Below are 26,887 nucleotides of genomic sequence, written 5' to 3'. Positions count from 1 at the left end.
GCAGGTTTCAAAAATGAAAAAATTATTTTTCCGGTTTCGCACTCACGCCCCGTCTTAATAATAATTCCCATTAACAAAAACTCTGCACGACACTTTCAGGAGCACAGGCAGTAATGCGATCCCTTCCATGCCGCACACCTCTCGCGCTGGCCGTACAGCGTCCGACCTTGCATCGAACCTTGCTGACCAGCGTACTGCTGACCGCCACCTTGCTGGGGAGCTCGATGGCCAATGCTGCACCTGTAAAAGTGAGTATTCCTGTGCAACCGCTGTCCAGCGCGCTGACTCAACTGGGCATGCAGACCAATCTGCAAATTCTCTACAGCCCGGACCAGGTGGCCGGTCTTAAATCCCGTGCGGTATCCGGTTCGCTCGAACCTTCCGAGGCGCTGGCCGAATTGCTCAAAGGCACCGGCATCTCGTTCCAGATCAACGGCAACAGTGTGACGCTGATGTCTGGCGGCTCTTCGAGCCTGCAACTGGGCGCGACCACCATCTCCGGCCAGGCCCTGGGCCTGACCACCGAAGGCACCGGTTCCTACACCACCGGCGCCACCACCACCGCCACCAAGCTGCCGCTGACCATTCGCGAAACGCCGCAATCGGTGACCGTGGTAACCCGTCAGCAAATGGATGACCAAGGCTCCAAGAGCGTGAGTGATGTGCTGCGCAATACGCCTGGCGTCACCATGCAAAAGTACGACAGTGACCGCACCGAGTTTTCCACCCGTGGCTTTGCCATCACCAACTTCCAATACGATGGCGTCAACATTCCTTACGACGGTGTCTACGGCGAAAACCCGAACAACAGCGACGACTCGGCCAGCCTTGACCGTGTCGAAATCATCAAAGGCGCGACCGGCCTGATGACCGGCGCCGGCGACCCTGCCGCCACCGTCAACCTGGTGCGCAAGAAACCGACCAAGGAGTTCAAGGCTTCGGTCAGCGGCACCGTCGGCTCGTGGGACAACTACCGCACCGAAGGCGACATCTCCGGCTCGCTCAACGACTCCGGCAGCGTGCGCGGTCGCTTCGTTGGCGCCCTGCAGGACAAAGATTCGTACATCGACCACTACAGCCAGAAGAAAGACCTGTACTACGGCATCCTCGAAGCCGACCTGACCGACGATACCCTGCTGACATTGGGCGTCGACAAATCCAGCGCTACCCCGCGCGGCAGTTCCTGGACCGGTAACTCACCGTTCTACACCGATGGCGGCCGTACCGATTTCTCCCGCAGTTTCAACCCGGGGTCTGACTGGAGCCGTCGTGATTTCGACAGCACCACTTACTTCGCCTCCCTGGAACAAGCGCTGGCCAACGACTGGAATCTCAAGGTCACCCTCGATCAGAAGACCACCGATCACGACACCCAACTGGCGTCCGCCAGCGGCGGCAACCCGGATCGTGCCACCGGCGAAGGCATGTTCTTCTACTGGGGTCGCTGGGAAGGTCATCGCGTGCAGAACACCGCGGACGTCAACGTTTCCGGCCCGTTCACCCTGGGCGGTCGCGAACATGAACTGGTGGCGGGTTTCATGACTTCCCATTCCCGGCAGACCGGTTCGACTTACGACAGCAGCGAATTCGGCCTGGTGCCGGGCGATATCTTCGACTGGAAGGGCCACATCGCCAAACCGGAGTTCCCGAAAAACGGCAAGTACGAGCGCACCCAAAGCCAGAACGGCGCGTACCTGGCCACACGCCTGCGACCGACCGACGACCTGTCGTTCATCCTTGGCGGCCGCGTCAGCACCTTCAAGTACAACGAGGATTACACCTACTACCCTGGCGCCGGTCTGGGCGATACGCATGCCAGCTATAAGGAACACGGTGTCGTCACGCCCTACGCCGGCGTCGTCTATGACCTCGACGATACCTACTCGGTGTATGCCAGCTACACCAACATCTACCAGCCGCAGATCTACAAGGACGCCAGCGGCAAGACCCTGGATCCGGTGGAAGGCAACAGCTACGAAACCGGCCTGAAAGCGGCCTACTTCGAAGGCAAGCTGAACGCCAGCCTGGCCTTCTTCCGTATCGAACAGGACAACGTCGCTCAGTACGTCACCACCGACACCGCCACCGGGCAGGACGTCTACAAGCCAACCAACGGCGCCACCACCAAAGGTGTGGAACTGGAAATGGCCGGTGAACTGGCCGAAGGCTGGAACGTGTCGGCTGGTTACACCTACGCCCGTTCCCGCGACAAGGAAGAACAGCGCATCTTCGGCTTCCCGCTGGCGACCACCAAACCGGAACACGTCGTGCGCACGTTCACCACTTACCGTCTGCCTGGCGCCCTGGACCAGGTCACCGTCGGCGGTGGCGTGAGCTGGCAAAGTGCGTTTTACGGCCAGACCTTCAACCCGAATGTGGATGGCAGTGGTCAAGGCGCCAGCGTCAATCTCAAGCAAGGCGGCTACACCCTCGTGGACCTGATGACCCGTTATCAGTACGACGAACACCTGAGCTTCACCGCCAACGCCTACAACGTCTTCGACAAGAAGTACCTGACGGGCCTGGGCAACTTCGGCACCACCTTCTACGGCGAGCCGCGCAATTTCCAACTCACGGCGAAGTACGACTTCTGAGCTGTTGAGCTGAGCTGAAAATGCCCGCATCGTGAGATGCGGGCATTTTTTATGGAGCGTTCCCACGCTCCGCGTGGGAACGCAGCCCGGGACGCTCCGCGTCCCTTCAACAGCCGAACGCAGAGCGTCCGTTGAGGCATTACCACGCAGAGCGTGGGAACGATCTGGTTTCATCTCACACCCTCGACCGCACCCACCCCGCCACCTTTGGATCGTTCCCACGCTCCGCGTGGGAATGCAGCCCGGGACGCTCCGCGTCCCTTCAACAGCCGAACGCAGAGCGTCCGTTGAGGCATTCCCACGCAGAGCGTGGGAACGATCTGGGTTCATCTCACATGCGCGAACGCACCCACCCCGCCACTTCACGGTGAATCCCTTCCACCTCCCCCAACAACCCCGCCATGCGCAGGAAGTCATGGGTCATGCCCGGTTGTTCGAGCAAGGTCAGGTCATTGCCGGCAGCGCGCAAACGCTCGGCATAGGCCAGCCCTTCGTCATGCAGCGGATCATGCCCGGCCAGGTACACCAGCGCCGGGGCCACGCCCGACAAGTCTTCAGCCAACAACGGCGAGCAGCGCCAATCCGCCAGGTCTGCCGGAGTGCGGCCGTAGTGGGCGTAGAACCAGTCCAGGGTCGGGGTTTCCAGCAGGTAACCTTCGGCAAAGTCGCGATGCGAAGCGCGGTGAGTGGTGGCGTCGGTGACCGGATACACCAGCAACTGCGCCTTGGGCTTCAACGCCAGTTCTGCGGGGTCGCGCAGGGCAATCAACGACAACACCGTGGCCAGGGTCGCACCGACGCTGTCGCCGGCCAGTGCCACCCGTGATGCATCCAGGCCACGCGCCGCACCTTCGCGAACCAGCCAGTTGCCGGCATCGCAGGCGTCCTGCACCGGGGTTGGAAAACGCCATTCCGGCGCCAACCGGTAATCCACCGTCAACACGGCAAAACCACCCTGCGCCGCCAGCCGACGGCACAACGCATCGTGGGAATCGAGGCTGCCGACCACATATCCGCCGCCGTGGAAATACAACATCACCGGTTGCAGGCCATCGGCCGCTTGCCCGTCGCGATACAGGCGAGCCGCGAGGCTGTAACCATCACGCGCGGCGATGCTGAAGTTTTCGCAAGCAATGTGCGCCAGCGGCACATCGAGAAAGCCCGAGGACGCTTCGAAGTCGATCCGCGCCTGTTGCGGCGTCTGTTCGTGCATCGGACGATTTTTACCGGTCAGACGGCCGAACTCGGCGAGTTCGAGGAATGCTTCAAGTTCTGGCAGTACGGCCATTGGGACGAATCCTTTTACACAATGAAGGGAACCTGTGGCGAGGGAGCTTGCTCCCGCTGGGCTGCGAAGCGGCCCCAAGAATGGGCCTGCTGCGCAGTCCAGCGGGAGCAAGCTCCCTCGCCACTAACGTTTTCAAGCAATAGCTGTCCGGCGCTCCAACAGTTGTTCAAGCTCATTGAGCAACTCATCACCACGCAACAACTCGTAATGCCCGCCCGCCAACAAGCGATCCACGCCGTGATGACCGACTTGCGCTTCGAACACCCGGCGCTCGTCATCACGCCCGGCCACCCACCAGCGATGCGCCGCCACCTGCACCGATGGCAATCGTCGTTGCGCCAGCGCCAGTTGTTTGAGCGATGAGCCGGTGGCGAAGATCTGCGTCAGCTCGCTCGCGCCCAACGCCGCGTTTTCGTTGGCACCGTGCATTGCCGCTTCAATCACCGCTGCGGCGCCTTCCCGTTCACTCAGGCCAGCGGCTTTCAAATCAATCAATGCTTCTGCGTCTTCAGACGGTTGACCGAGGACGAACTTCAGGAAGTTCGCCAAATCTTCGCGCCAGTCCCCTGCTTCCGCGGTGCCCGCCACGTAGCTGTCGACCAGTCCGGCAAACGCCACTGTTTGCCCTTGGTCTTCCAGTTCCCGAGCGACCAGTTGCGTCAACGCGCCCCCCAAGGACCAGCCCAACAGGTAATACGGACCGTGCGGCTGTTGTGCACGAAGCCGTTGGGCGTAGGCCTGGGCCATCGCCAGCAGCGATTCGTCCTGCCACTGCGGATCAAGCAACATGCGGCATTGCAGGCCATACACCGTGCGCCGACCGTCCAGACGCCGGGCCAGCGGTTCGTAGTCGAACACCGTGCCGAAACCAGCGTGCAGGCAGAACAGCGCCGGCACATTGGCGACCCGGCTATTGAGCGCCAACAACGGGTCTGGTGCTTTCGCGGGCTCGGCTACCTGATAGCCACTGAGCTCGGCGATGCACGGTTTCTGCATCAAGTCGCGCAGTTTCAACTCAAAGCCCAACTGCGGCTGGCTGCGCACCCGCGAGATGACTTTGAGCACCTGCAACGAGTCGCCACCGAGTTCGAAGAAGTTGTCGTCGATGCCCACTTGCGGCACGCCGAGTACGTCTTGCCAGATCGCGGTCAACGCCTGTTCCAGCGCATTGCGCGGCGCGCGATAGCCGCCCAGCGCCCATTCCGGCTCGGGCAGTGCGCGGCGGTCGAGCTTGCCGTTGGCCGACAGCGGGAAACGCTCCAGCACGAGGATTCGCGCCGGCACCATGTAGTCCGGCATTTGCGCTTGCAGCTCGGCTTTCAAGCGACGGTCCAGCCCGACCGCAGCGCCAGCCACCACATACCCGACCAACTGCTTGCCGGTCGGCGTGTCGTGCACCACCACGGCGGCATCCTGCACGCCCACGCAATCGCGCAAGCGCGCTTCGATTTCGCCCGGTTCGATGCGGAAACCACGAATCTTCACTTGCTGGTCGAGTCGGCCGAGGTAGTCGATCAAGCCGCATTCACGCTGGCGCACCAGATCACCGGTGCGGTACATGCGGCCACCGGCCTCGAACGGATCGGGTATGAAACGCTCGGCGCTCATCCCCGGCCGCTGGTGATAACCCCGCGCCAGGCATTCGCCGCCCAGGTACAACTCACCACTGACACCCACCGGCAACGGATTGAGATCGGCATCGAGTATGTACAAGCCGCGCCCCGCGACGCCACGCCCAATCGGCGCATAGGCGGCATCGCAACGTTCGCTGGCCTCGGCACGCCACAGCAGCGGCGTGACCACGGTTTCAGTCGGACCGTAACCGTTGACCAGACGCTTCGGCCGCAAGGCACGCTTGACCTGTTCGAAACTCGCGTCCGGCACCGCATCGCCACCAAAGCAATACACCTCGACCGCCGGGGGATTGCCCAGACGCTCGGCCACTTCGGCCATCTGTTGCAGGTACGCAGGCGGGAAGCAGGCGACGGTGACGCTGTGCCGATGCAACACTTCCAGGGTTTGCTCCGGCGTCCACACGTTGTCCTCGCGGATCACCAGGCTGCCACCGGCCAGCATTACGCTCAGCCAACGCTCCTGGGCCCCGTCGAAGGCGAACGACATGAAGTGCAATTCACGGCTGCGGGTTGCCAGTTCGTAGAGATCGATGATGCCGCGGCAATGCCGGGCAATCGGCCCCCGCGACACGGCCACGCCTTTGGGTTGGCCGGTAGACCCCGAGGTGTAGATCAGGTACGCCAGGTGGCCGGGCAGCGGCTCGACAACCGGGCACTCGCTGCTGCCGGCAACGTTCAGTTGATCGAGCAACAAACGCGGCGGGCTGTCGGCCAACGTCAGGCGTTCACCGATGTCGCTGTCGCAAATCAACAGGCTCGCCGCTGAATCGCTGAGCATGTACGCCAGCCGTTCGGCCGGGTACGCGAGGTCCAGCGGCAGATACGCAGCGCCCGCCTTGAGCACCGCGAGGAACGCGACAAGGGTCCGTTCGGAACGCGGCAGCGCCACGGCCACCAGGTTTTCCGCGCCGATGCCGCGTGCGATCAGTAGCTGAGCCAGACCGTTGGCCTGTGCATCAAGATCGGCATAGCTGAGCTCCCGGTCCTCGCAGAACAACGCAATTTTCTGCGGCTGATGACGGACATGCTGATTGAACGCGTGCAATAGATCAGTGTTGTCGGCAGACGCGTGCGGCAGACTCAAACGCGCTTCGGGCAAGCCGATGTTGCCGAGCAGGCAGTCGGCATCCTCAGGCAATGCACGCAGCAAGCCTTCCAGTTGGGCACGAATGCGCTCGACTTCCTGTTCGCTGAAGCGATCACGCAGGTACAGATATTCGACTTCCAGGCCTTCCTCGTTGGCGCTGACCATCAAGTCCATCGGGAAGTTGGTGACGCCGCCGCTGCCGACTTCGGCGAAGCGCAACTCGCCTTCCTCGCCACCGCGCAAGGCACGGTCCACCGGATGGTTTTCAAAGACGATGATGCTGTCGAACAGCCCCTGGCCACCCTGCCCGGCCCAGCGCTGGACGTCGGACAACGGCGTGTGTTCGTAGTCGCGCACCGCCAGGTTGTAATCCTGCAGCTCACGCAGCCACTCACCGAGCGGCTGTTGCGGGTCGAGGGTCTGGATCACCGGCAAGGTATTGATGAACAGGCCAAGCATGTCCTGGGCACCGGGCAAAGCGGTTGGACGCCCCGCCACGGTGGCGCCGAATGCCACGCTGCGCTGGCCGCTGTGGCGCTGCAAGAGCAACAGCCAGGCGCCTTGCACCAGGGTGTTGAGGGTCACGCGCTGGCGCTTGGCGAAGCTGTGCAACTTGCGCGTCGCCTCGGCATTGAGGTCGCTGTACATCACGCCATGGCCGCAACCGCTGGCACCGGAGGCCTTGGCCAGAATGGTCGGTGCTTCCAGCAAGGCCAGACGCTCACGCCAGAAAGCTTCGGCCTGGGCATCATCCTGGCGTTGCAGCCAGGCGATGTAGTCGGCGTAGCGACCGGTCAGCGCCGGCAGGCTGTCGTGGTGGTACAGGCGCAGCATTTCGCCGAGCAGGCGCGAAGCACTCCAGCCGTCCAGCAGCAGGTGATGGTAGATCCAGATCATCTGGTAACGCGCTTCACCGAGGCGAACCAGAATGAAGCGCATCAGCGGTGGGCAGCTCAGGTCGAAGCCCTTGGCCTGCTCGGAAGCCGCCAGCTCATTCAACGCCTGTTCGGTGTCGCTGCGTTCGCGCCAGTCAAGTTCCTGGATCGGCAACTCGACCTCGGCGAACACCGCTTGCAGCGGATCGGCCAGCCCATCGCGCCAGCGGAACGCCGCGCGCAGCACTTCGTGGCGCTCGACCAGCGCTTGCCACGCCGCACGGAAACGCGGCACCTGCAAGCCGTCGACCGCCACGCTCAACTGGTTGACGTAGGGGTTGAGCTCCGGCGAATCGAGGCAATGGAACAGCATGCCCTGCTGCATCGGTGACAGTGGATACAGGTCTTGCAGCCCTGTACGAGCCGCTGCATCAATCTGCGGAACAAGGGCAAACGCCTCGACGGTCGGCGTTTGGACCAACGTAGCTTCACGACGGGTCGCCACGGCGGCGAGTGCACGGATGGTCTGTTGCTCAAACAACTGCTTCGGACTGAACACCAGCCCGCGCTGCCCGGCACGGCTCACCGCTTGCAGGGAAATGATCGAGTCACCGCCCAGTTCGAAGAAATTCTCGGTGACGCCCAGCGAATCCAGGCCCAGCAGCGCCTGCCAGATTTCTACCAACAGCGCCTCGGCGGGCGATGCCGCTGCCACTTGATCGAGGCTCTGGCGCGAGGCTTGCGGCGCTGGCAAACCCTGACGATCGAGCTTGCCGTTCGGCGTCAGCGGCAGTGCCGCCAGGCACATCAGGTGCGCCGGCAACATGTGCGCCGGCAAGCGACTGCGCAGGTGCGCCGTCAGTGCGTCACGCAAATCCTGTTCGTCGGTCAGCGGATCACGCGGCACCACGTAACCGACCAACTGGCGGCTGGTCGGGCCATCGCGGTCGATGACCAAGGCTTCACGCACGCCTACGTGTTCCATCAGGCAGGCTTCGATTTCGCCGAGTTCGATACGGAACCCGCGAATCTTCACCTGCTGGTCGATGCGACCGAGGTATTCCACCACCCCGTCTGCGCGGAATCGTGCGAGGTCGCCGCTGCGATACAGACGCGCGCCCGGCACGAAAGGATCCGGCACGAAACGTTCGGCGGTCAGGTCCGGGCGCTGGTGATAACCCCGCGCCACGCCCTCGCCGCCCAGGTACAACTCGCCCGCCACGCCCACCGGCAGCGGCTGCAAGCCACCGTCCAGAATATAGGCACTGCGGTTGCCAACGGGCCGGCCGATCGGCATGAACGCCGAGTCGAATTCGGTATCCGGATAGGCCAGCCAGATCAGTGGGGTGATCACCGTTTCGGTCGGGCCATAGCCATTGATCAGACGTTTGGGTTGCAGCACTTGCTGGACTTCATCGAAGGCATGCTTGGCCATGCCTTCACCGCACGGCGTGTAAGAGCGGATCGGCAAATCGCGCCCGGCTTCGCCCATGTAATCGGCGATCTGTGCCAGGTAACTCGGGGTGAAGCAGGCGATGGTGATGCGGTGTTTTTCGATCTCGGCGCAGGTGCGCTCCACGCTCCACAACTCGTCGTCGCGCGGCATCACCGCCGAACCGAACACCAGCGGTGTCAGCCAGCGTTCGTGGGCACCGTCGAAGCTGATCGAGGCAAATTGCAGTTCGCGGTCGTCCGGGGTCATGCCGTACAACTCGCCGATGGACAGGCAATGCATGGCCAGCGGACCGTGGGCCACGCTCACACCTTTCGGCCGCCCGGTGGAACCCGAGGTGTAGATCAGGTAGGCGAGGTTTTCACCGCAAGTCAGGTTGACCGGGTTGCTGTCGGCCATGGACTCCAGCGGCTCGCGGTCGATTTCCACTACCGCCAGGCCTTCGGGCAATGGCAGTTTTTCCCGCAGCCAGGATTGGCTGATCAGCAGCGAGATCCCACTGTCATCCATCAGGTAGCGCAGGCGTTCCGCCGGATACGCCGGGTCGAGCGGCACATATGCGCCGCCCGCCTTGAGGATCGCCAGCAGACCGACGATCATGTCCGGCGAACGCTGCATCGCCAGGCCGACCCGCACTTCGGGGCCAATACCGCGCCCGCGCAAATGGTGGGCCAAGCGGTTGGCGCGGCGGTTGAGTTGGTCGAAGCTCAGTTGCACATCGTTGAAAATCAGCGCCGTGGCGTCAGGCCGGGCAACGGCCTGGGCCTCGATCAACTGATGCACGCACAGCGGGTTTTGCGCGGCCTTGAACGGCGGGTTCCATTCCAGCAATTGCTGGGTGCGTTCGGTTGCGGTCAGCAGGTCCAGTTCACTCAACGCTGCCTGAGGCGTGGCAACCATTGCCGCCAACAACGCGGCCAGGTGCTCGCTCATGCGCACAATCGCCGTGCTGCTGAAGTGGCTGCATTGGAAACTCCAATGCAGGCTCAGCTGACTTTCGGCGGTGGCCGCCAGGGTCAGCGGGAAATTGGTGCGTTCGTGGTTGTGCGGGATCGAGAAGCTCAAACCGGCCGGCGCGCCCTGTTGCAGCGCCTCGGCCACCGGGAAGTTTTCGAACACCAGCAGGCTGTCGAACAGCGGCTCACCGGCACGCCCGGCCCAGCGCTGGATATCTCCGAGGGCGGTGAATTCGTGTTCGCGCAGTTCGAGGTTCTGCGCCTGCAAGCGGTTCAGCCATTGCTCGACACTTTCCACCGCGTCGGGGCTGCTGATCACAGGCAAGGTGTTGATGAACAACCCGAGCTGGCTTTCGGCCCCCGGCAAATCCACCGGGCGCCCGGCCACAGTGGCGCCGAACGCCACGCTGCGTTGGCCGCTATAGCGTTGCAACAACAGCGCCCACGCGCCTTGCACCAAGGTGTTGAGGGTGACTTTCTGCTGGCGGGCAAAGTCGCTGAAACGTTGGCTGGTGGCGACATCGAAGGTCTGGCGATGGTCGGCAAACTCCGCGTCCAACGGTTGCTTCATACCGCCATGGGCCAGGCTCTGGGCCAACAGCGTCGGGTTGTCCAGGCTCGCCAGTTGCCCGCGCCAGAAGGCCTCGTCTGCCTCGGCATCCTGACGTTGCAGCCAGCCGATGTAGTCGGCAAAACGTCCGGTTGGCGCGGGCACTTCCTGGCCGGCATAACGCTGCAAGACTTCGCTGAGCAACAGCGAATTGCTCCAGCCGTCGAGCAACAGGTGATGGTGGGTGTAGATCAGTTGCTGACGCTCGTCATCCAGGCGCACCAGCGTCAAACGCATCAACGGCGCTTGAGTTGAATCCAGTTGCAGGCGTTCGCTGTCGATCAGTTGCGCCAGTGCTTCGGCCTGATCGTCGCGATCACGCCAGTCAAGGCAGGTCATCGGCAACTCAAGATGACGATGGACCACCTGCACTGGCGCTTCGAAACCCTGTGGGAAGTGAAAGCTGCTGCGCAGGATCGCATGACTGTCGAGCACCGCTTGCCACGCCCGGCCCAATCGTTGCGCATCAAGGCCGCGTACCTCGACGCTGAGCTGGTTGACATAGGCGCCGGACGCCGACTCAAAGAGGCTGTGGAACAGTAAACCGGCCTGCATCGGCGACAGCGGATACACATCTTCGATATGCCCCGGCGGCACCGGCAACCCATCAAGTTGCGCTTGGCTCAGCCGCGCCAGCGGGAAGTCCGCCGGGGTCACGCCGCCCGCACCGTCGCTCAGGCAATGGTCGATCAGCGCCAACAGCTCAGCACGGAAATCGATCGCCAGAGCTTCAATGTCGCGCAGGTCGAAGCATTCTCGGCTGAAGGTCCAATCGAGTTTCAATTCGCCGCCGTAGACCTGACCGTCCACGGACAGCCAGTTCGGCAACGGCGCATCCGCCGATTGCGCGGCACCGCTGGACTCCTTGGCTGGGGAGAACAAGGCGTCCTCGGCAAAGCTCTGGTCGAACTGGCCGAGATAGTTGAACGTCACCCGCGCCTGGGGCAGCTCGACCAATGCTGATTGCGCCGCAGCATCGCCCATGTAGCGCAGCAGGCCGTAGCCCAGGCCTTTGCCTGGAACTTCGCGCAGTTGCTGTTTGATCGCCTTGATCGAAGCGCCGAGCTCGGCGGTCGGCGTCAGGCGCACCGGGAACAGGCTGGAGAACCAGCCAACGGTGCGGGTCAGATCGATATCGTCGAACAGTTCTTCGCGGCCATGGCCTTCGAGCTGGATCAGCGCCGATGCGTGGCCGGTCCAACGGCTGAGGGTGCGGGCCAGTGCGGTGAGCAGCAGGTCGTTGACTTGGGTGCGGTAGGCCGCCGGTGCCTGTTGCAGCAATTGGCGAGTCTGATCGCGGTCCAGGCCGATGCTCACGCCCTGGCGCAGATGCCCGGCCTGACTCGCTTGCGGGTTGGCTGCCGGCAGCGAATCGCTGGCCCCGGCCAGTTGCGCCTGCCACCAGTACAGTTCGCTGGCGGCGGCATCGGAACGAGCGTAAGCGTCGAGCTTGTCCGCCCAGGCCTGGAACGCGCTGGTTTTCGGCGGCAATGCTTCACCTTGATAGGCGGCCTGCAAATCTTCCAGCAACACCCGCCACGAAACCCCGTCCACCGCCAGGTGATGGATCACCAGCAGCAACCGTTGCGAACCGTCGGCCTGGGCGATCAGCGCCACCCGCAGCAGCGGACCGTCTTGCAGGCTGAGGCTGCGCTGGGCTTCGTCGCACACCGATTCGAGCGAGGCATCGCTGGCGACGCGGGCGGTCCAGAGCATGTCGATGACGTCGGTACTGTCGGCGCCGACATAGCGCGCCGACCATTGACCGTCGACCTGGCTGAATCGCAAACGCAAGGCATCGTGTTGCTTGAGCACACGTTGCAGGGCGCCTTGCAGGCGCGGCAACTCAAGGGTTTCGCGCGGTGTCAGCAACACCGCCTGGTTCCAGTGAGCGCGTTGCGGGATCGGCTCGGCGAAGAACCAGCGCTGTATCGGCGTGAGTTTTTGCACGCCATCCACCGCCCCCTGTTGCGCCGACGGTGCTGCTTGTTCCTTGACCACGGCGGCCAAGGCTTGCAGGGTTTGCTGCTGGAACAGGTCGCGCGGTTGCAGGCTCAGGCCGGCGCGGCGAGCACGGCTGACCACCTGGATCGAGATGATTGAGTCGCCGCCCAGCTCAAAGAAGTTGTCCTGACGCCCGACCTGTTCAACGCCCAGCACGTCCTGCCAGATCTGCGCCAGCACCTGCTCATGGGCACTGCGCGGTGCTTCGAATGCGCGCTGGCTGACCTGCGCGGTCGGCGCCGGCAGGCGTTTGCGGTCCAGCTTGCCGTTGGGGCTCAGGGGCATTTGCTCGATCAGCACCGTCTGTGCCGGCACCATGTAATCCGGCAGGCTGCCGAGCAAATGGCTTTTCAGGCTTTCACGCCACACGCCCTGCCGTTCGGCATCGGCGTCGACCAAGGTACGCTGCTGCGGCACGATGTAGGCCACCAGTTGCTTGCCGCTCGGGCCGTCGAGGGCCAGCACCACGGCTTCCTGCACACCGGCATGTTCTTGCAGGCGCGCTTCGATTTCCCCCAGTTCAATGCGCAAGCCACGGATCTTCACTTGATGGTCGATGCGTCCGCAGTAGTCGATGGCGCCGTCGGCGCGGTAACGCGCCAGGTCGCCGGTGCGGTACAAACGCTCGCCGCTGCCGAACGGGTCGACCACAAAACGCTCGGCGGTCAGCGCGCCGCGACGGTGGTAACCCCGAGCCAGGCCGACACCGCCGAGGTACAACTCACCCACCGCGCCCAGCGGCAACGGTTGCAGTTCGCTGTCGAGGATGCAGGTGCGCAAGTTGGCGATCGGTCGGCCGATCGGCACGCTGTCGCGGCCCTCTTCGACGCAGGTCCAGTGAGTCACGTCGATGGCCGCTTCGGTCGGGCCATACAGGTTGTACAGGTTGGCTCGGGGCAGGCTGCGCAGGGTCTGGCGTTGCAATTCCATCGGCAGCGCTTCACCGCTGCAAATGATCCGGGTCAGCGAGGTGCAGGCCAGCGCTTCATCAGCGCCAATGAACGCCGAGAGCATCGACGGCACGAAGTGCAGCGTGGTGATCGACTGTTCGACGATCAATGCGGCTAGCCGTTGCGGGTCGCGATGTTCACCCGGCGCGGCGATCACCAGCGTGGCGCCTTTCATCAGCGGCCAGAAAAACTCCCACACTGACACGTCGAAACTGAACGGGGTCTTTTGCAGCACGCGGTCCGACGGTTGCAGGTTGTAGGCCTGCTGCATCCATTCGATGCGGTTGTGCAGCGCCACATGGCGGTTGCCCGCGCCCTTGGGCTTACCGGTGGAACCGGAGGTGTAGATCATGTAGGCAAGGTTTTCCGCCACGGCAATGTTTGGCAGATCGCTGCCCGGCAGATCGCTCAGCCAATCGGCGTCAGCGTGCAGGCACAGGGTCCGCACGGTGTCCGGGGTCGGTAATTGAGCCAGCAAATGCGCCTGGGTCAGCAACAGCGAAATACCGCTGTCTTCGATCATGTAGCTCAGGCGATCGCGCGGATATTCCGGGTCCAACGGCACATAGGCGCCACCGGCCTTGAGAATCGCCAACAGGCCGACGACCATTTCCAGCGAGCGCTCGCAGGCGATCCCGACGATCACTTCCGGGCCGACACCTCGCCCGCGCAAGTGATGGGCCAGGCGGTTGGCGCGCAGATTCAGCTGTGCATAACTCAGGTCCTGGCCCTGGAACACCAGCGCCGTCGCTTGAGGATTTTCAAGCACCCGCGCTTCGAAGTGCCGTTGCACACAGACTTCGCCCGGATAGTCCTGAGCGGTGTCGTTGAGTTCATCGAGGATACGCAGGCGCTCGTCGGCATCCAGCAGCGGCAATTCGGCCAGCGGGGTTTGCGGGTTTGCCAGCACGCCGGCCAGCAAGTTGCGCCAATGCCGGGCCAGTGTTTCGATGCGCTCGGCGTCGAACAGGTCGGTGGCGTAGGTCAGGCTGGCTAACAGTTGGTCACCCTGTTCCTGGGTGTCGAGTTGCAGGTCGAATTGCGTGGACTTCGCCGTGGCGTTCAACGCCTCGACCCGCAGCCCCGCCAGCAAACCGCTGACCGCTGCCGGCCGGGCTAGCTGGTGGTTGAACATCACCTGGAACAGCGGGCTGTGGCTGAGGCTGCGCTCGCCTTGCAGCGCCTGCACCAGACGCTCGAACGGCAAGTCCTGGTAATCCTGGGCATCCAGCGAAGTGACGCGGGTCTGCTCCAGTAACTGGCTGAACGGCAGGCGTCCGTCGAGTTCGGCGCGCATCACTTGGGTGTTAACGAAGAAACCGATCAGGCCACGGGTTTCGCTGCGATTACGGTTACCGATCGGCACACCGACGCGCAGGTCGGCTTGACCGCTGTAGCGATAGAGCAAGGCCTGGAAACTGGCCAGCAACAGCATGAACGGCGTCACGCCGCGTTGTTTGGCCAGGGTCAGCAGACCGCTGGCCAAGTCCGCGTCGAGGGCGAAGTCCAGTCGCGCACCGCGCTGGCTCGGCTGGGCCGGGCGCGGGCGATCGGTCGGTAGTTCCAGCAGCGGCTGTTCGCTGCCGAGTTTTTCACGCCACCAGTTCAGTTGCCGTTCCAGCTCCCCCGCTTCCATCCAGCGCCGTTGCCACGCGGCGTAATCCGAATACTGGATCGGCAACCCTTGCAGTTCTGCGTCCAGCCCTTGGCAATGGGCGGCATACAGTCGGGAAAACTCTTCAATCAATACCCCCATTGACCAGCCATCGGTGACGATGTGGTGCAGGGTCAGCACCAGCACATGATCCTCGGCATCCAGTTGCAGCAGGCTGACACGCAACAACGGTCCGTGCTGCAAATCGAATGGGCGGGCGATCTCCTGCTCGACTTTTTTCATTGCACATTCGAAGCGTTGCGCCGCAGGTTCATCGCGCAAATCGTGCTGCTCGATAGCCAATGAAGTGAACGTCGCCAAGGATTGCAGCACCTGGCCGTCATCCTCGACAAAACGGCTGCGCAGGCTTTGGTGCCGTTCCAGCAACCGGTCAAAACTCTGTTGCAGGGCCTCTACATTCAACGGTCCATGCAGACGCAGGGCCGCGGGAATGTTGTAGGCCGAACCCTGTGGATCGAGCTGCCAGAGGAACCATTGGCGCTGCTGCGCGTAGGACAGTTCAAAGTGCGCTGGCGGCTCGACGGCGGCTGGAATCGGCAGTTGACCGAAGCTCACACCCTGCTCTTGCATCTTGCTCAAAAACTCGCGGCGCTTGTCGGCAGGCAGGCCGGCGAAGCGGGTGGCGATACGCATGGCGGTGCTGTGTTCCATCAGTTGATCTCCATCTCGTCGAGAAGCGACTCAAGCGCATCCAGACGTGCATCGTTGTCAGTCGGGGCTTGTTGCGAGGCCATGGCGGCGTAAGCCTGAAGGTCGTGGCTTTCGAACAGCGCGCGCAACGGCAGCTCGATGCCCAATTCCAGTTCCACGCGGGCATTGGCCTGGGCGGCGAGCAGCGAGTGCCCGCCCAATTCAAAGAAGTTGTCGCGCCGCCCGATCTGCGCCACGCCCAGCACGTCGGCCCAGATCGCCGCCAGTTGCTGTTCGAGTTGGCCCTCTGGGGCTTCGAACGGTCGCTGCCAGTCTTCGGCAAACGGCAGCGGCAAAGCCTTGCGGTCGAGCTTGCCGTTGCTGGTCAGCGGCAAGTCATCGAGCAGCAGCCAGTGGCTTGGCACCATGTAGTCCGGCAGGTCGACCTTGAGCGCGGCGCGCAGGTTGTCACGCCAGGCAATCGGGTCATGCGGGGTTTGCTCGGCGACGACATAGGCGCAGAGCTGCGGCCCGGCGTCAGCGGTGTACACGCTCAACACCGCCTGGCGAACGCCGGGTTGCGCCAGCAGCGCGGCTTCGATCTCGCCCAGTTCGATGCGGAAACCGCGGATCTTCACTTGCTGGTCGATGCGCCCGAGGTAATCGATGCTGCCGTCGGCACGTTGGCGCGCCAGGTCGCCACTGCGATAGAGCCGTTGCGAAGCGTCGAACGGGCTCGGTACAAAGCGTTCGGCGGTGAGGCCGAAACGTCCGTGATAACCCCGCGCCAGACCGGCGCCAGCGATGTACAGCTCGCCTGCCACCCCCACCGGCACCGGTTGTAACTGGCTGTCGAGCAAGTACCAGCGCAGGTCGCGGATCGGCAGGCCGATCGGGCTCTGCGCCTTGCCGTCGAGGTCGGCCCGGCGAATGGCGCGGTAGGTCACGTGCACCGTGGTTTCGGTGATGCCATACATGTTCACCAGCGTTGGCTGTTGATCGCCGAAGCGTTCGAACCACGGGCGCAAGCTCGCCACTTCCAGTGCTTCACCGCCGAAGATCACCTGACGCAGCGCCAGACCGCGTGCGCTGGCGCAGGCAATCGGCAGCAACTGGCGGAACGCGGTCGGGGTCTGGTTCAACACCGTCACCCCTTGATCGCAGAGCAAGCGGTGGAATGCCTGCGGCTCACGGCTGATGTAGTACGGCACGATGATCAGGCGCCCGCCGGTGCACAGCGAACCGAACAGCTCCCACACAGAGAAATCGAACGCGTAGGAATGGAACAAGGTCCACACATCGTCCGGACCGAAGTTGAACTGTTCGGCGGTGGCCGTCAGCAAGCGCCCGACGTTGCCGTGGCTGAGCAAAGCGCCTTTCGGGCGACCGGTGGAACCGGAGGTGTAGATCACGTAGGCAAGATTGTCCGCCGTCGCCAGCGGCGCCAGGTTGTCGGCGCTGTAAGCGTCCAGTTGCATCGCGCCCAGGTCGAGCACCTGCACGCCATCACGTGCCGGCAAACCGTCGATCAAGTGAGACTGGGTCAACAGCAGCGCAATGCCGCTGTCGTCGATCATGTAGCTCAAGCGCTCGGCGGGGTATTGCGGATCGAGCGGCACATAGGCGCCACCGGCCTTGAGAATCGCCAGCAGACCGACCACCAGCGGCAGCGCCCGCTCGGTGGAGATGCCCACGCGCACTTCCGGCCCGACACCCTGCTCGCGCAGCTTGCGCGCCAGGCGGTTGGCCTGGGCGTTGAGCGCGGCGTAGGTCAGGTGTTCGCCCTCAAAGACCAGTGCCACCGCGTCCGGCCGTTGCGCGGCTTGCGCTTCGAACAACTGATGCAAGGTCGGCGATGGCGCTTGCAGCTGGAACGCCGGATTCCAGTGCTCGATCAAAGCGTCGTACTGCGAGGCTTGCAGCAACGGCAGTTCGGCGACGCGTTGCTGCGGATCGGCCACCACCGCACGCAGCAGGTTCAGCCATTGCTCGGCGAAACGCTGCATCGAGGCTTCGTCGTACAGATCGCTGGCATAGGTCAGGCTGGCGTCCAGTGTGTCGCCTTGTTCCTGGGTATCGAGCATCAGATCGAATTGTGCGGTGTGCTGTTGCCAGTGCAAGCGCTCGACCTGCAAACCGCCGACCACCCGCTCGACGCTCGCGCCCATCTGCTGCTGGTGGTTGTAGAGCACCTGAAACAATGGGCTGTGATTGAGGCTGCGGTCAGGCTGCAAGGCATCGACCAGTTGCTCGAACGGCAAGTCCTGATGAGCCTGGGCATTCAGTGCCGTTTGTTTGACCTGTTGCAGCAAGGCACTGAACGGCTGTTGCCCGTCGATCTCGGCACGCAGCACCTGGGTGTTGATGAAGAAGCCAATCAGGCCTTCGGTTTCGATCCGCGAACGACCGGCGCTCGGCACGCCGACGCTGATGCCCGACTGCCCGCTCTGGCGGTGCAGCAAGGTCTGCAGGCTCGCCAGCAACAACATGAACAAGGTCACTTGCTGCTCCTGTGCCTGCTCACGCAAACCAGCCAGCAGTTGCCGATCGACGTTGAGCATCAGGCTGGCACCGCGCCCGCTGCGACGGGCCGGACGGCTCAGTTCGCTCGGCAGTTCCAGCGGTGCCTGACTGCCGTCCAGTTGCTCGCGCCACCACGCCAGTTGCCGAGCGCCCTCGCCCGCTTCCAGCCAGTCGCGCTGCCAGCGGGCATAGTCGCTGTAAGCCACCGGCAAGCTGTTGAGGTCAGGCGCGCAACCCTCGATGGCGGCCTGATACAAAGCACTGAATTCATCGACCATCACCTGCATCGACCAGCCATCGGCGGCGATGTGGTGCACGGTCAGCACCAGCACGTGATCTTCGGCGCTGACTTGCAGCAGCAATGCGCGCCACAGCGGACCGGTGCGCAGGTCGAACGGCTGGGCAATTTCTTCGGCCAGCGCATCGCTGAGCGCCGACTCAACAACTGGTCGCTCGCTCAACTGCAACGCCAGTTCGGCGTGCACCAATGGGCGGGCCTGCTGACCGTCCTGTTCGAAGGTCGTGCGCAGGGTTTCGTGACGGGCCTGCAAGTGCAGGAAGGCTGCACGCAGTGCGTCGCGGTTCAACGGCCCTTTCAGGCGCAGTGCGGCCGGGATGTTGTAGGCACTGCTGTGCGGGTCCAGTTGCCAGAGAATCCACTGGCGCTGCTGGGCGTAGGACAGAACTCGCGGCTGATCGGCCGCCGCAGGTTGCAGTGGCGGCTGAGCGCTGATTTCGGCAAGCGCCGCACGCTCGGCAAACTCCGAGAGACTCGCAGCGGAAAACAGGCTGCTCACCGACAGTTCGATGTTCAGTTGCTGACGCACCCGCGAAATCACTTGCAGTACCCGCAACGAGTGGCCACCCAACTCGAAGAAGTTGTCGTCGCGGCCCACTTGTTCCACTTGCAGCACATGCTGCCAGATCTGCGCCAGCTGCGATTCCAGCCCTTCCAGCGGTGCGACGAAGGCCCGTTGTGCAGCACTGGCTTCAACCCTTGGCAAGGCCTTGCGGTCGAGTTTGCCGTTGTTGTTGAGTGGCAGCTTGTCGAGCAGGAGCAAATGGCTCGGCACCATGTATTCCGGCAGCGACTGGCGCAGAACCGACCTGAGCGCTTGCAGGTATTGTGTCTCGGACGTAACCGCGCCACTGGCGACGATGTACGCCACCAGTTGCGTACCGTCCTGGGCGATGACCGCCGCTTCACGTACCTCGTCCCGAGCTTGCAGGCAGGCTTCGATCTCGCCCATCTCGATGCGCAACCCGCGAATTTTCACCTGATGGTCGATGCGCCCGACGTACTCCAGATCGCCCTGGGCGTTATAGCGCGCCAGGTCACCGCTGCGGTACAGCCGCGCCCCCGGTTCACGGGCAAACGGGTCGGGCAGAAAGCGTTCGGCGGTCAGCGCCGGGCGGTCGAAATAACTTTGCGCCAGGCAGGCCGGAGCTCCGATGCACAACTCGCCGACGCCATCGGCGGGCAGCAGTTGACCCGCCGAATCCAGCACATACAGCGCACGACCGGGGATTGCACGACCAATCGGGATACCGAACGCATCGCTGGCATCTTGCAGTTGGCAATCGTGCACGCTGGAGACCACGGTCGCTTCAGTCGGACCGTAGGTATTGAGCAAACGCACAGGGCTCAGACCAGCCTGATGCCACAGACGTAAACCCTCCACCGACATGGCTTCGCCGCCGACGTGCACCTGGCGCAAATCACCAAGGTTACGCACCACGCCACTGGCGCATTCGCGGGCCAGCAGGAACCAGTAGGCCGCCGGCAAGTCGGCCACGGTCACGCCTTGGGCGACGATTTGCGCGGCCAGCCGGCCGGCGTCCCACAACTCGTCACCGCGCATGATCAACGCCGCGCCGACGCACAGCGCCGGGTAGCACTGCTCGACGAAACCGTCGAAGCTGAAGGTCGCGAATTGCAGCACACGGTCGGCGGCCGACAACCGCGAATAATCGGCGGCGGTCTGGCAAAACTCGCGCAGCGCACCGTGGGCAATCGCCACGCCTTTGGGCCGGCCGGTGGAACCGGAGGTGTAGATGATGTAGGCCAGATCCTCGGCAACGACATGGCTTGGTGGATCGTTGGCCGGGTAGCCTGCGGTTTCATCAAGGCTCAACAGGCGCAGATGCACTGGCAGCGGCAAATCGTCCAGCAGGCCGGGTTCGCAGAGCAGCACGTCGAGGCGGCTGTCTTCGATCATGTAGCCCAGGCGTTCGGCCGGGTATTTCGGGTCCAGTGGCACATAGGCCGCGCCGCTTTTCAGTACCGCGAGCAAACTGACAATCAACTGTGGACCGCGCCGCAAGGCCAGGCCGATACGTTTGCCGGGGCCGGCGCCGTTGTCGATCAGACGATGGGCCAGGCGGTTGGCCTGGGCATTGAGTTCGCCGTAGCTCAGGCTTTGGCCATCGACCTTCAATGCCAGCGCATCCGGAGCGGCAGCGGCTTGCGCGGCAATTCGCTCGTGAGCCAAAAGCCCTGTGGATAACTCGACCATTGCCGGTTGACTGATGGCGAGCAACGCGTCCTTGCCTGCGATATCGAGCAGTTCCAGCTCTCCCAGTGCCATTTCCGGCGTTGCCACGAATTGCCTCAGCAGGTGCTGCAGATTGGCTGCGAGCTGCGCCACCTGAGCGGCACTGAAACGCGCCGCGTCATAGCTGAAATCGACACTCAACGCTTCGCCCAGCTCGACGCCGAGGGTCAGCGGATAGTGGGTGCGTTCATGGTTATGCAGGTTGCCGAACGACAACCCGGCCGGCGCCCCCTGCTTCAGGGCTTCGGCGACGGGGAAGTTTTCGAACACCAGCAGGCTGTCGAACAACGTCGAACCCTGTTGCCCCGCCCAGCCTTGAATGTCGTACAGCGGCACGTGCTCGAACTCGCGCATCGCCAGGTTCAGGCCTTGCAGTTCACCCAACCACTGGCTGACGCTCTGGTCGGGCTTCATCGAGCACACCAGCGGCAGCGTGTTGATGAACAGCCCCAGTTGCTCTTCGATGCCCGGCAGCGGTGCCGAACGCCCGGCCACCGTGGCACCGAACACCACGCAATCCTGACCGGTGTAGCGTTGCAGCAACAGGCTCCATGCCGCTTGCAACACGGTGTTGAGGGTGACTTTTTGCTGGCGGGCAAACTCGCCCAGGCGCTGGGTGGCGCGGCTGTCGAGGGTCACGCGAAGGTCCTCGCTGCCCTCGACGCCGACGGGTGGGCGCAGGGCTTCGGCCAGCATCGTCGGTGTATGCAGAGGTGCCAACGCAGCTTTCCAGAACTGCTCGCCAGCGTCGGCCGATTGCTGTTGCAACCAGCCGAGGTAATCGCGGTACTGCCCCGTCGGCGCCGGCAGCGATTGCCCGCCTGCGTAATGCTCGATCACTTCGGCAAGCAACTGCGCGTTGCTCCAGCCATCCATCAGGATGTGATGGCTGGTGTAGATCAGGTGCCAGGCGTCGGTGCCGGTACGCACCAGTTTCAAGCGCAATAGCGGTGCGCTGCCCAGTTCGAAACCTCGCGCCCGTTCGGCATCGGCCAGTGCGTCGGTGTCGGTCGCTTCAAGCACCTCGAGCGGCAGCGTCACCTGTCGGGCAATCGCCTGATGCGCGACGTCGAGCCCCTGCCAATGGAAGCTGCTGCGCAGAATGTCGTGACGCTCGACCGCGGCCTGCCAGGCGCGGCTGAAACGCTCGACGTCCAGGCCACCGATGTCCAAACGCAACTGACTGATGTAGGCGCCGACCTGCGGCTCGTGCAGGGTGTGGAACAACATGCCTTGTTGCATCGGCGACAGCGGATACAAGTCTTCCAGCGTCGAGACGCAGAGCGGCAATCCATCGAGTTGCGCCTGATCGATCTGCGCCAACGGGAAGTCCGACGGCGTGGCCTGCGCCACTTCAAGCGCGCAGCAATGATCGATCAGTGCGTTGAGCTGCAACGTGTACTCGTCAGCCAGACGCTGGATGGTCGCGGTGTCGAACATCTCGCGGCTGAAACCCCAGCTCAGGGACAACTCGCCGCCGTAGACCTGGCCTTCAACCACCAGCCAGTTGCCGAGCGGCGCCGTGGGGTCCTGCGCCACACCGTTGCCTTCAGCGGACGGCGTGAACAATGCGCCTTCATCGAACTGCCGGTCGAACTGCCCGAGATAGTTGAAGGTGATGCGCGGTTGCGGCAACCCCGCCAGTGCATCGCGTACCGGCTTCGAGCCGAGATAACGCAGCGCGCCGTAGCCCAGGCCTTTGTCCGGCACGTTGCGCAATTGCTCCTTGATGGTTTTGATCGACGCGCCGAGATCGGCGCAGGGTTTCAGGTTGACCGGGAACAGGCTGGTGAACCAGCCGACAGTGCGGGTCAGGTCGATCCCATCGAACAGGTCTTCGCGGCCATGACCCTCGAGCTGAATCAACGTGCTGCCCTGCCCGCTCCAGCGGCAAACGGCGCGGGCCAGTGCGGTCAGCAACAGGTCGTTGACCTGGGTGCGGTAAGCCGCCGGCGCCTGTTGCAGCAGCTTGCGGGTTTGCTCGCTGTCGAGTTTGAGTTCGAGCTTTTGCTCGTAGCGGTTTTCCAGCGCAGCGTTCGGGCGCTCGCAGGGCAGGTCGTTCGGCGCATCTTGCAGTTGGCTCTGCCAGTGACCAAGGTTGCGTTCGAAGGCCGGCAGATGCGCCTGCAAACGTGCGACCCAACGCTGATAGCTGCTGGTTTTCGCCTGCGCGGTACCGCCGTTGTAGAAGTGCTGCAAATCTTCCAGCAGCACGCGCCAGGAAACACCGTCCACCGCCAAGTGGTGGATAACCAACAGCAAACGTTCTGAGCCATCGGCCATCGCAACCAGCATTGCCCGCAGCAACGGTCCGTTGTGCAGGTCGAGGCTGCGCTGGGCTTCATCGCACAAGGCGTTGAGCTGACCGACCGATTGCGCCTTGCGCTGCCACAACACCGACTGCGTGGTCGGCGCGGCGTAGGTTTGCAGCCAGGCGTTTTCTGCCTGTGCATAACGCAGCCGCAAGCTGTCGTGTTGAGTCAGCAATTGCTCCAGGGCCCGCTTCAGCACTTCGACATTCAATGCCACCCGCGGTACCAGCAGCAGCGACTGGTTCCAGTGCTGACGCTCGGGGATCTCTTGTTCGAAAAACCATTGCTGCACCGGGGCCAGTGCCACTTCGCCAACCGCCGGACCTTGATCGATCTGCGATGGCCCGCCAGAGCGTGCGGCTTGAGCGAGGCTGCGGATGGTCTGGTGCTGGAACAAGTCCTTGGGGCTGAGCACGATCCCGGCCTGCCGCGCACGGCTGACCACTTGCATCGAAACGATGGAGTCGCCGCCCAGCTCGAAAAAGTTGTCTTCCAGGCCGACGCTGTCGATGGCCAGCACGTCTTGCCAGATGGCGGCGAGGGCTTTTTCCGATTCGCTACGAGGTGCAACGTGTTCGCGTTGTTGCGTAACGCCATCAATCGACGGCAACGCCTTGCGGTCGAGTTTGCCGTTAGGGGTCAGCGGCAGATGTTCGAGGAACAGCAGGAACGCCGGGACCATGTAGTCCGGCAAATGCTGACGCAGCGCCGCTTTCAGCGTCTCGCGCAGGATCGCTTGCGCATCGGCATCGACTATCAGTGCCAAGTCACTCGGCACAATGTACGCCACCAACTGCTGACCGCTGACACCGTCCTGAGCCAACACCGCCAGCTCTCTCACGGCGTCCTGCTGCAACAACCGCGCTTCGATTTCTCCCAGCTCGATACGGAAACCGCGGACCTTGACCTGATGGTCGATGCGGCCCACGTATTGCAGAGTACCGTCGGCCTGATACCGGGTCAGGTCGCCGGTGCGGTACAGGCGTTCGCCAGTGCTGGAAAACGGATTGGGTACGTACTTTTCAGCGGTCATGCCGGGCCGTGCGAGGTAGCCGCGCGTGATCCCGGCACCGCTGAGGTACAGCTCGGCAGACACGCCCTGCGGCACCGGTTGCAGGTCGGCATCGAGCAGATAGCTGGCGGTGTGCTTGAGCGGGCGGCCGATGTTGGCGCGGCCAGCGGCCTCGCGGCGGGTCCAGGTCGAATAAGTGGTGTCTTCCGACGGGCCGTACAGGTCGTAGACATGCTCGACGCTCGCTTGCCGGTACAACGCCTCCACCAGGCTTTGCTTGAGCGGCTCACCGGCCAGGTTGATGATGCGCACGCTCGGCGGGATCTGCCCGTCGCGTTGCAGCGCATTGATCGCCGAAGGCACGGTGTTGATCAACCGCACCTGATCCCGGGCCGGCAGTTGCGGCAGCTCCAGGGCATTGCGGGCGATGATCAGCGAACCGCCGTTGGCCAGGGTGACGAACAACTCCCACACCGACAGATCGAAGCACACCGAGGTCGAGGCCAGCACGCCCTGGATGTCTTCGCGGCTGTAAACCGATGCGGACCAGTCGATCAGCGCCAGCACGTTACGGTGGGCGATGGCCACGCCCTTGGGTTTGCCGGTGGAGCCGGAGGTGTAGATCACGTAGGCCAGGTTGTCCGGCGTGACACGGGTGATCGGGGCATCGCTCGGGTAATCGGCCAGGCCTGTCGCCATGCCATCGAGCATCAGCAATTGGGTTGCGGCCTGCACGTTCAGGGTCTTGGCCACGTCCTGTTCGGTCAACAGCAGCAGCGCGCGGCTGTCTTCCAGCATGTAGGCGACACGCTCGGCCGGGTAATCCGGGTCGAGCGGTACGTAGGCACCGCCAGCCTTGAGTACCGCGAGCAAGGCCACCAGCAGCTGTTCGGAGCGCTGCATTGCCACGCCGACGCGGATTTCCGGGCCGACGCCCAGTTCGATCAGTTTGTGTGCCAGGCGATTGGCTTGCTGGTCGAGTTCGCTGTAGGTCAGGCGTTTGTCCGCAAAGGTCACGGCCAATGCGTCAGGGCTTTCGGACACTTGCTTGCCGATCATCTGATGAATGCACAAATCTTCGGCGAAGCGTTCATCGGCGCGGTTCCAGTCGTGCACGATGCGCTGGTATTCGGCCTGTTCCAGCATCGGCAAATCACTGATGCGTTGCTGTGAATCGCCGACCATGCCTTGCAGCAAGCGCGTCCAGTGCTGCGCCATACGTGCGATGGTCGTGGCGTCAAACAGGTCGTTGGCGTAGGTCAATGCGGCGTGCAGCTTTCCCGCCTTTTCATAGGTATCGAGGGTCAGGTCGAACTGGGTGGTGCGCCCTTGCCACTCGATCATGCCCAGCGCCAAACCGGAGGCGGTAGTGACGCTGCTGATGTCGGCAACCTGCGGCTGGTGGTTGTACATCACCTGGAACAGCGGCGTATGGCTGAGGCTGCGTTCCAGTTTCAAGGCTTCGACCAGTCGCTCGAACGGCAAGTCTTGATGAGCCTGTGCGCCAAGGGCCGTTTCCTTGATGCGATGCAGCAGTTCGTCGACCCGAGTCTGGCCGTCCAGTTGCGTGCGCAGCACCTGGGTGTTGACGAAGAAACCGATCAGGCCTTCGATTTCGCCGAGGTTGCGGTTGGCAATCGGCACACCGACGCGGATGTCGCGCTGGCCTGTGTAGCGGTGCAGGAGCACGTTGAACGCGCCGAGCAGCAGCATGAACAACGTGACGTTGTGCCTCTGTGCAGTGGCGCGCAGTTGCTCGGCGAGGTGCTCGTCGACGGCGAACTCGTAGCGGGTGCCACGATGACTCGGCATTGCCGGGCGCGGATGATCCAGCGGCAGTTCCAGCACCGGGTGTTCGTCGCCCAATTGTGCCTGCCAGTATTCGAGCTGCCGCGCTTGCTCGCCCGCCTCCAGCCAGCGCCGCTGCCACAAGGCGTAGTCGCTGTATTGGATCGGCAATGGCGCCAGTTGCGGTTGCGTACCGGCATCGAAAGCGTCGTAGCAGCGGATGAATTCATCGATCAGCACGTTCATCGACCAGCCATCCGAGACGATGTGGTGCAGGGTCAGCAGCAGGACGTGTTCCTGCTCGGCGAGTTTGAGCAAGGTGACACGCAGCAGCGGCCCCGTGCCCAGGTCGAACGGCAATATCGATTGCCGCTCGGCGGCTTGTGCCACGGCTTGCTCGCGCTCATTGGCCGGCAAGCTGCAGAAATCGACGTGTTCGATCACCAGCGGCGCCGTGGCCGGCACTTGCAGCAGACTGTCGTCGGGCTGCGGCGCAAACACCGTTCGCAGGGTTTCGTGACGTGCCACCAGGCTGGCGAAGGCCTGTTCCAGCGCCGCCAGATTCAGACGACCGCTCAGGCGCACCGCACCGGGCAAGTTATACGCACCGCTTTGCGGGTCCAGTTGCCAGAGAAACCACATGCGTTGCTGGGCGTACGACAGCGCCTGGCGATCCTCGGCGTCGACGCCGGCAGGAATGGGAAAACGGGCGAAATCAACGCCCTCCTTGTGCAAGGCCGCGAGGAACACCTGGCGCTTTTCCAGGGGCAACCCGATAAACCGGCGAGCAAGTTTCAAGGAGTCTTCAGCATTCATTTCTTGGTATCCGGATCAGTGGCGGGAAGCACAAAGGCACGTCGTCCCTATAAAACGAATGCAGACCGGAAAAATTAGCGAATGAGAACAACTATCAGAAGAGAGATAAAACGAGGGCGATAACA

The 26,887-nt window shown here is 63.2% G+C and carries 4 protein-coding genes; 1 reads left to right on the top strand and 3 read right to left on the bottom strand.

The annotated features are described in order from the left end of the window. Positions 1-113 precede the first annotated feature (113 nt). The gene (locus D8U73_RS08170) at positions 114-2,594 is read left to right on the top strand and encodes a TonB-dependent siderophore receptor (protein WP_130904174.1); all 2,481 of its coding nucleotides are present in this window, start codon (positions 114-116) and stop codon (positions 2,592-2,594) included. Between the two features lie 331 nt (positions 2,595-2,925). On the opposite strand, the gene D8U73_RS08165 is transcribed toward D8U73_RS08170, so the two are convergent. The 3 genes from D8U73_RS08165 to D8U73_RS08155 form a co-directional block, all read right to left on the bottom strand. After that, entirely contained in the window at positions 2,926-3,882 is a 957-nt protein-coding gene (locus D8U73_RS08165) for an alpha/beta hydrolase (protein ID WP_130904173.1), read from the bottom strand. 132 nt (positions 3,883-4,014) lie between these two features. After that, positions 4,015-15,777: a non-ribosomal peptide synthetase gene (locus tag D8U73_RS08160; protein WP_130904172.1), complete on the bottom strand. Its 11,763-nt coding sequence runs from the start codon at positions 15,775-15,777 to the stop codon at positions 4,015-4,017. Further along, on the bottom strand, positions 15,777-26,762 hold the full coding sequence (locus D8U73_RS08155; protein ID WP_130904171.1) for a non-ribosomal peptide synthetase: 10,986 nt from the start codon (positions 26,760-26,762) through the stop codon (positions 15,777-15,779). Before D8U73_RS08155 ends, D8U73_RS08160 begins: the two co-directional genes overlap by 1 nt. Between the last annotated feature and the right edge of the window lie 125 nt (positions 26,763-26,887).

Origin of the sequence: Pseudomonas sp. Sample_22 (assembly GCF_004307635.1) — a bacterium.
Classification (GTDB): domain Bacteria; phylum Pseudomonadota; class Gammaproteobacteria; order Pseudomonadales; family Pseudomonadaceae; genus Aquipseudomonas.
Note: the sequence above shows the minus strand (reverse complement) of the source record. Positions and strands in the feature narration are given on the sequence as shown.

Excerpts from the sequence above, each read along its gene's own strand:
- D8U73_RS08170 (WP_130904174.1), top strand. The coding sequence starts at position 114 with ATGCGATCCCTTCCATGCCGCACACCTCTCGCGCTGGCCGTACAGCGT.
- D8U73_RS08165 (WP_130904173.1), bottom strand. The coding sequence starts at position 3,882 with ATGGCCGTACTGCCAGAACTTGAAGCATTCCTCGAACTCGCCGAGTTC.
- D8U73_RS08160 (WP_130904172.1), bottom strand. The coding sequence starts at position 15,777 with ATGGAACACAGCACCGCCATGCGTATCGCCACCCGCTTCGCCGGCCTG.
- D8U73_RS08155 (WP_130904171.1), bottom strand. The coding sequence starts at position 26,762 with ATGAATGCTGAAGACTCCTTGAAACTTGCTCGCCGGTTTATCGGGTTG.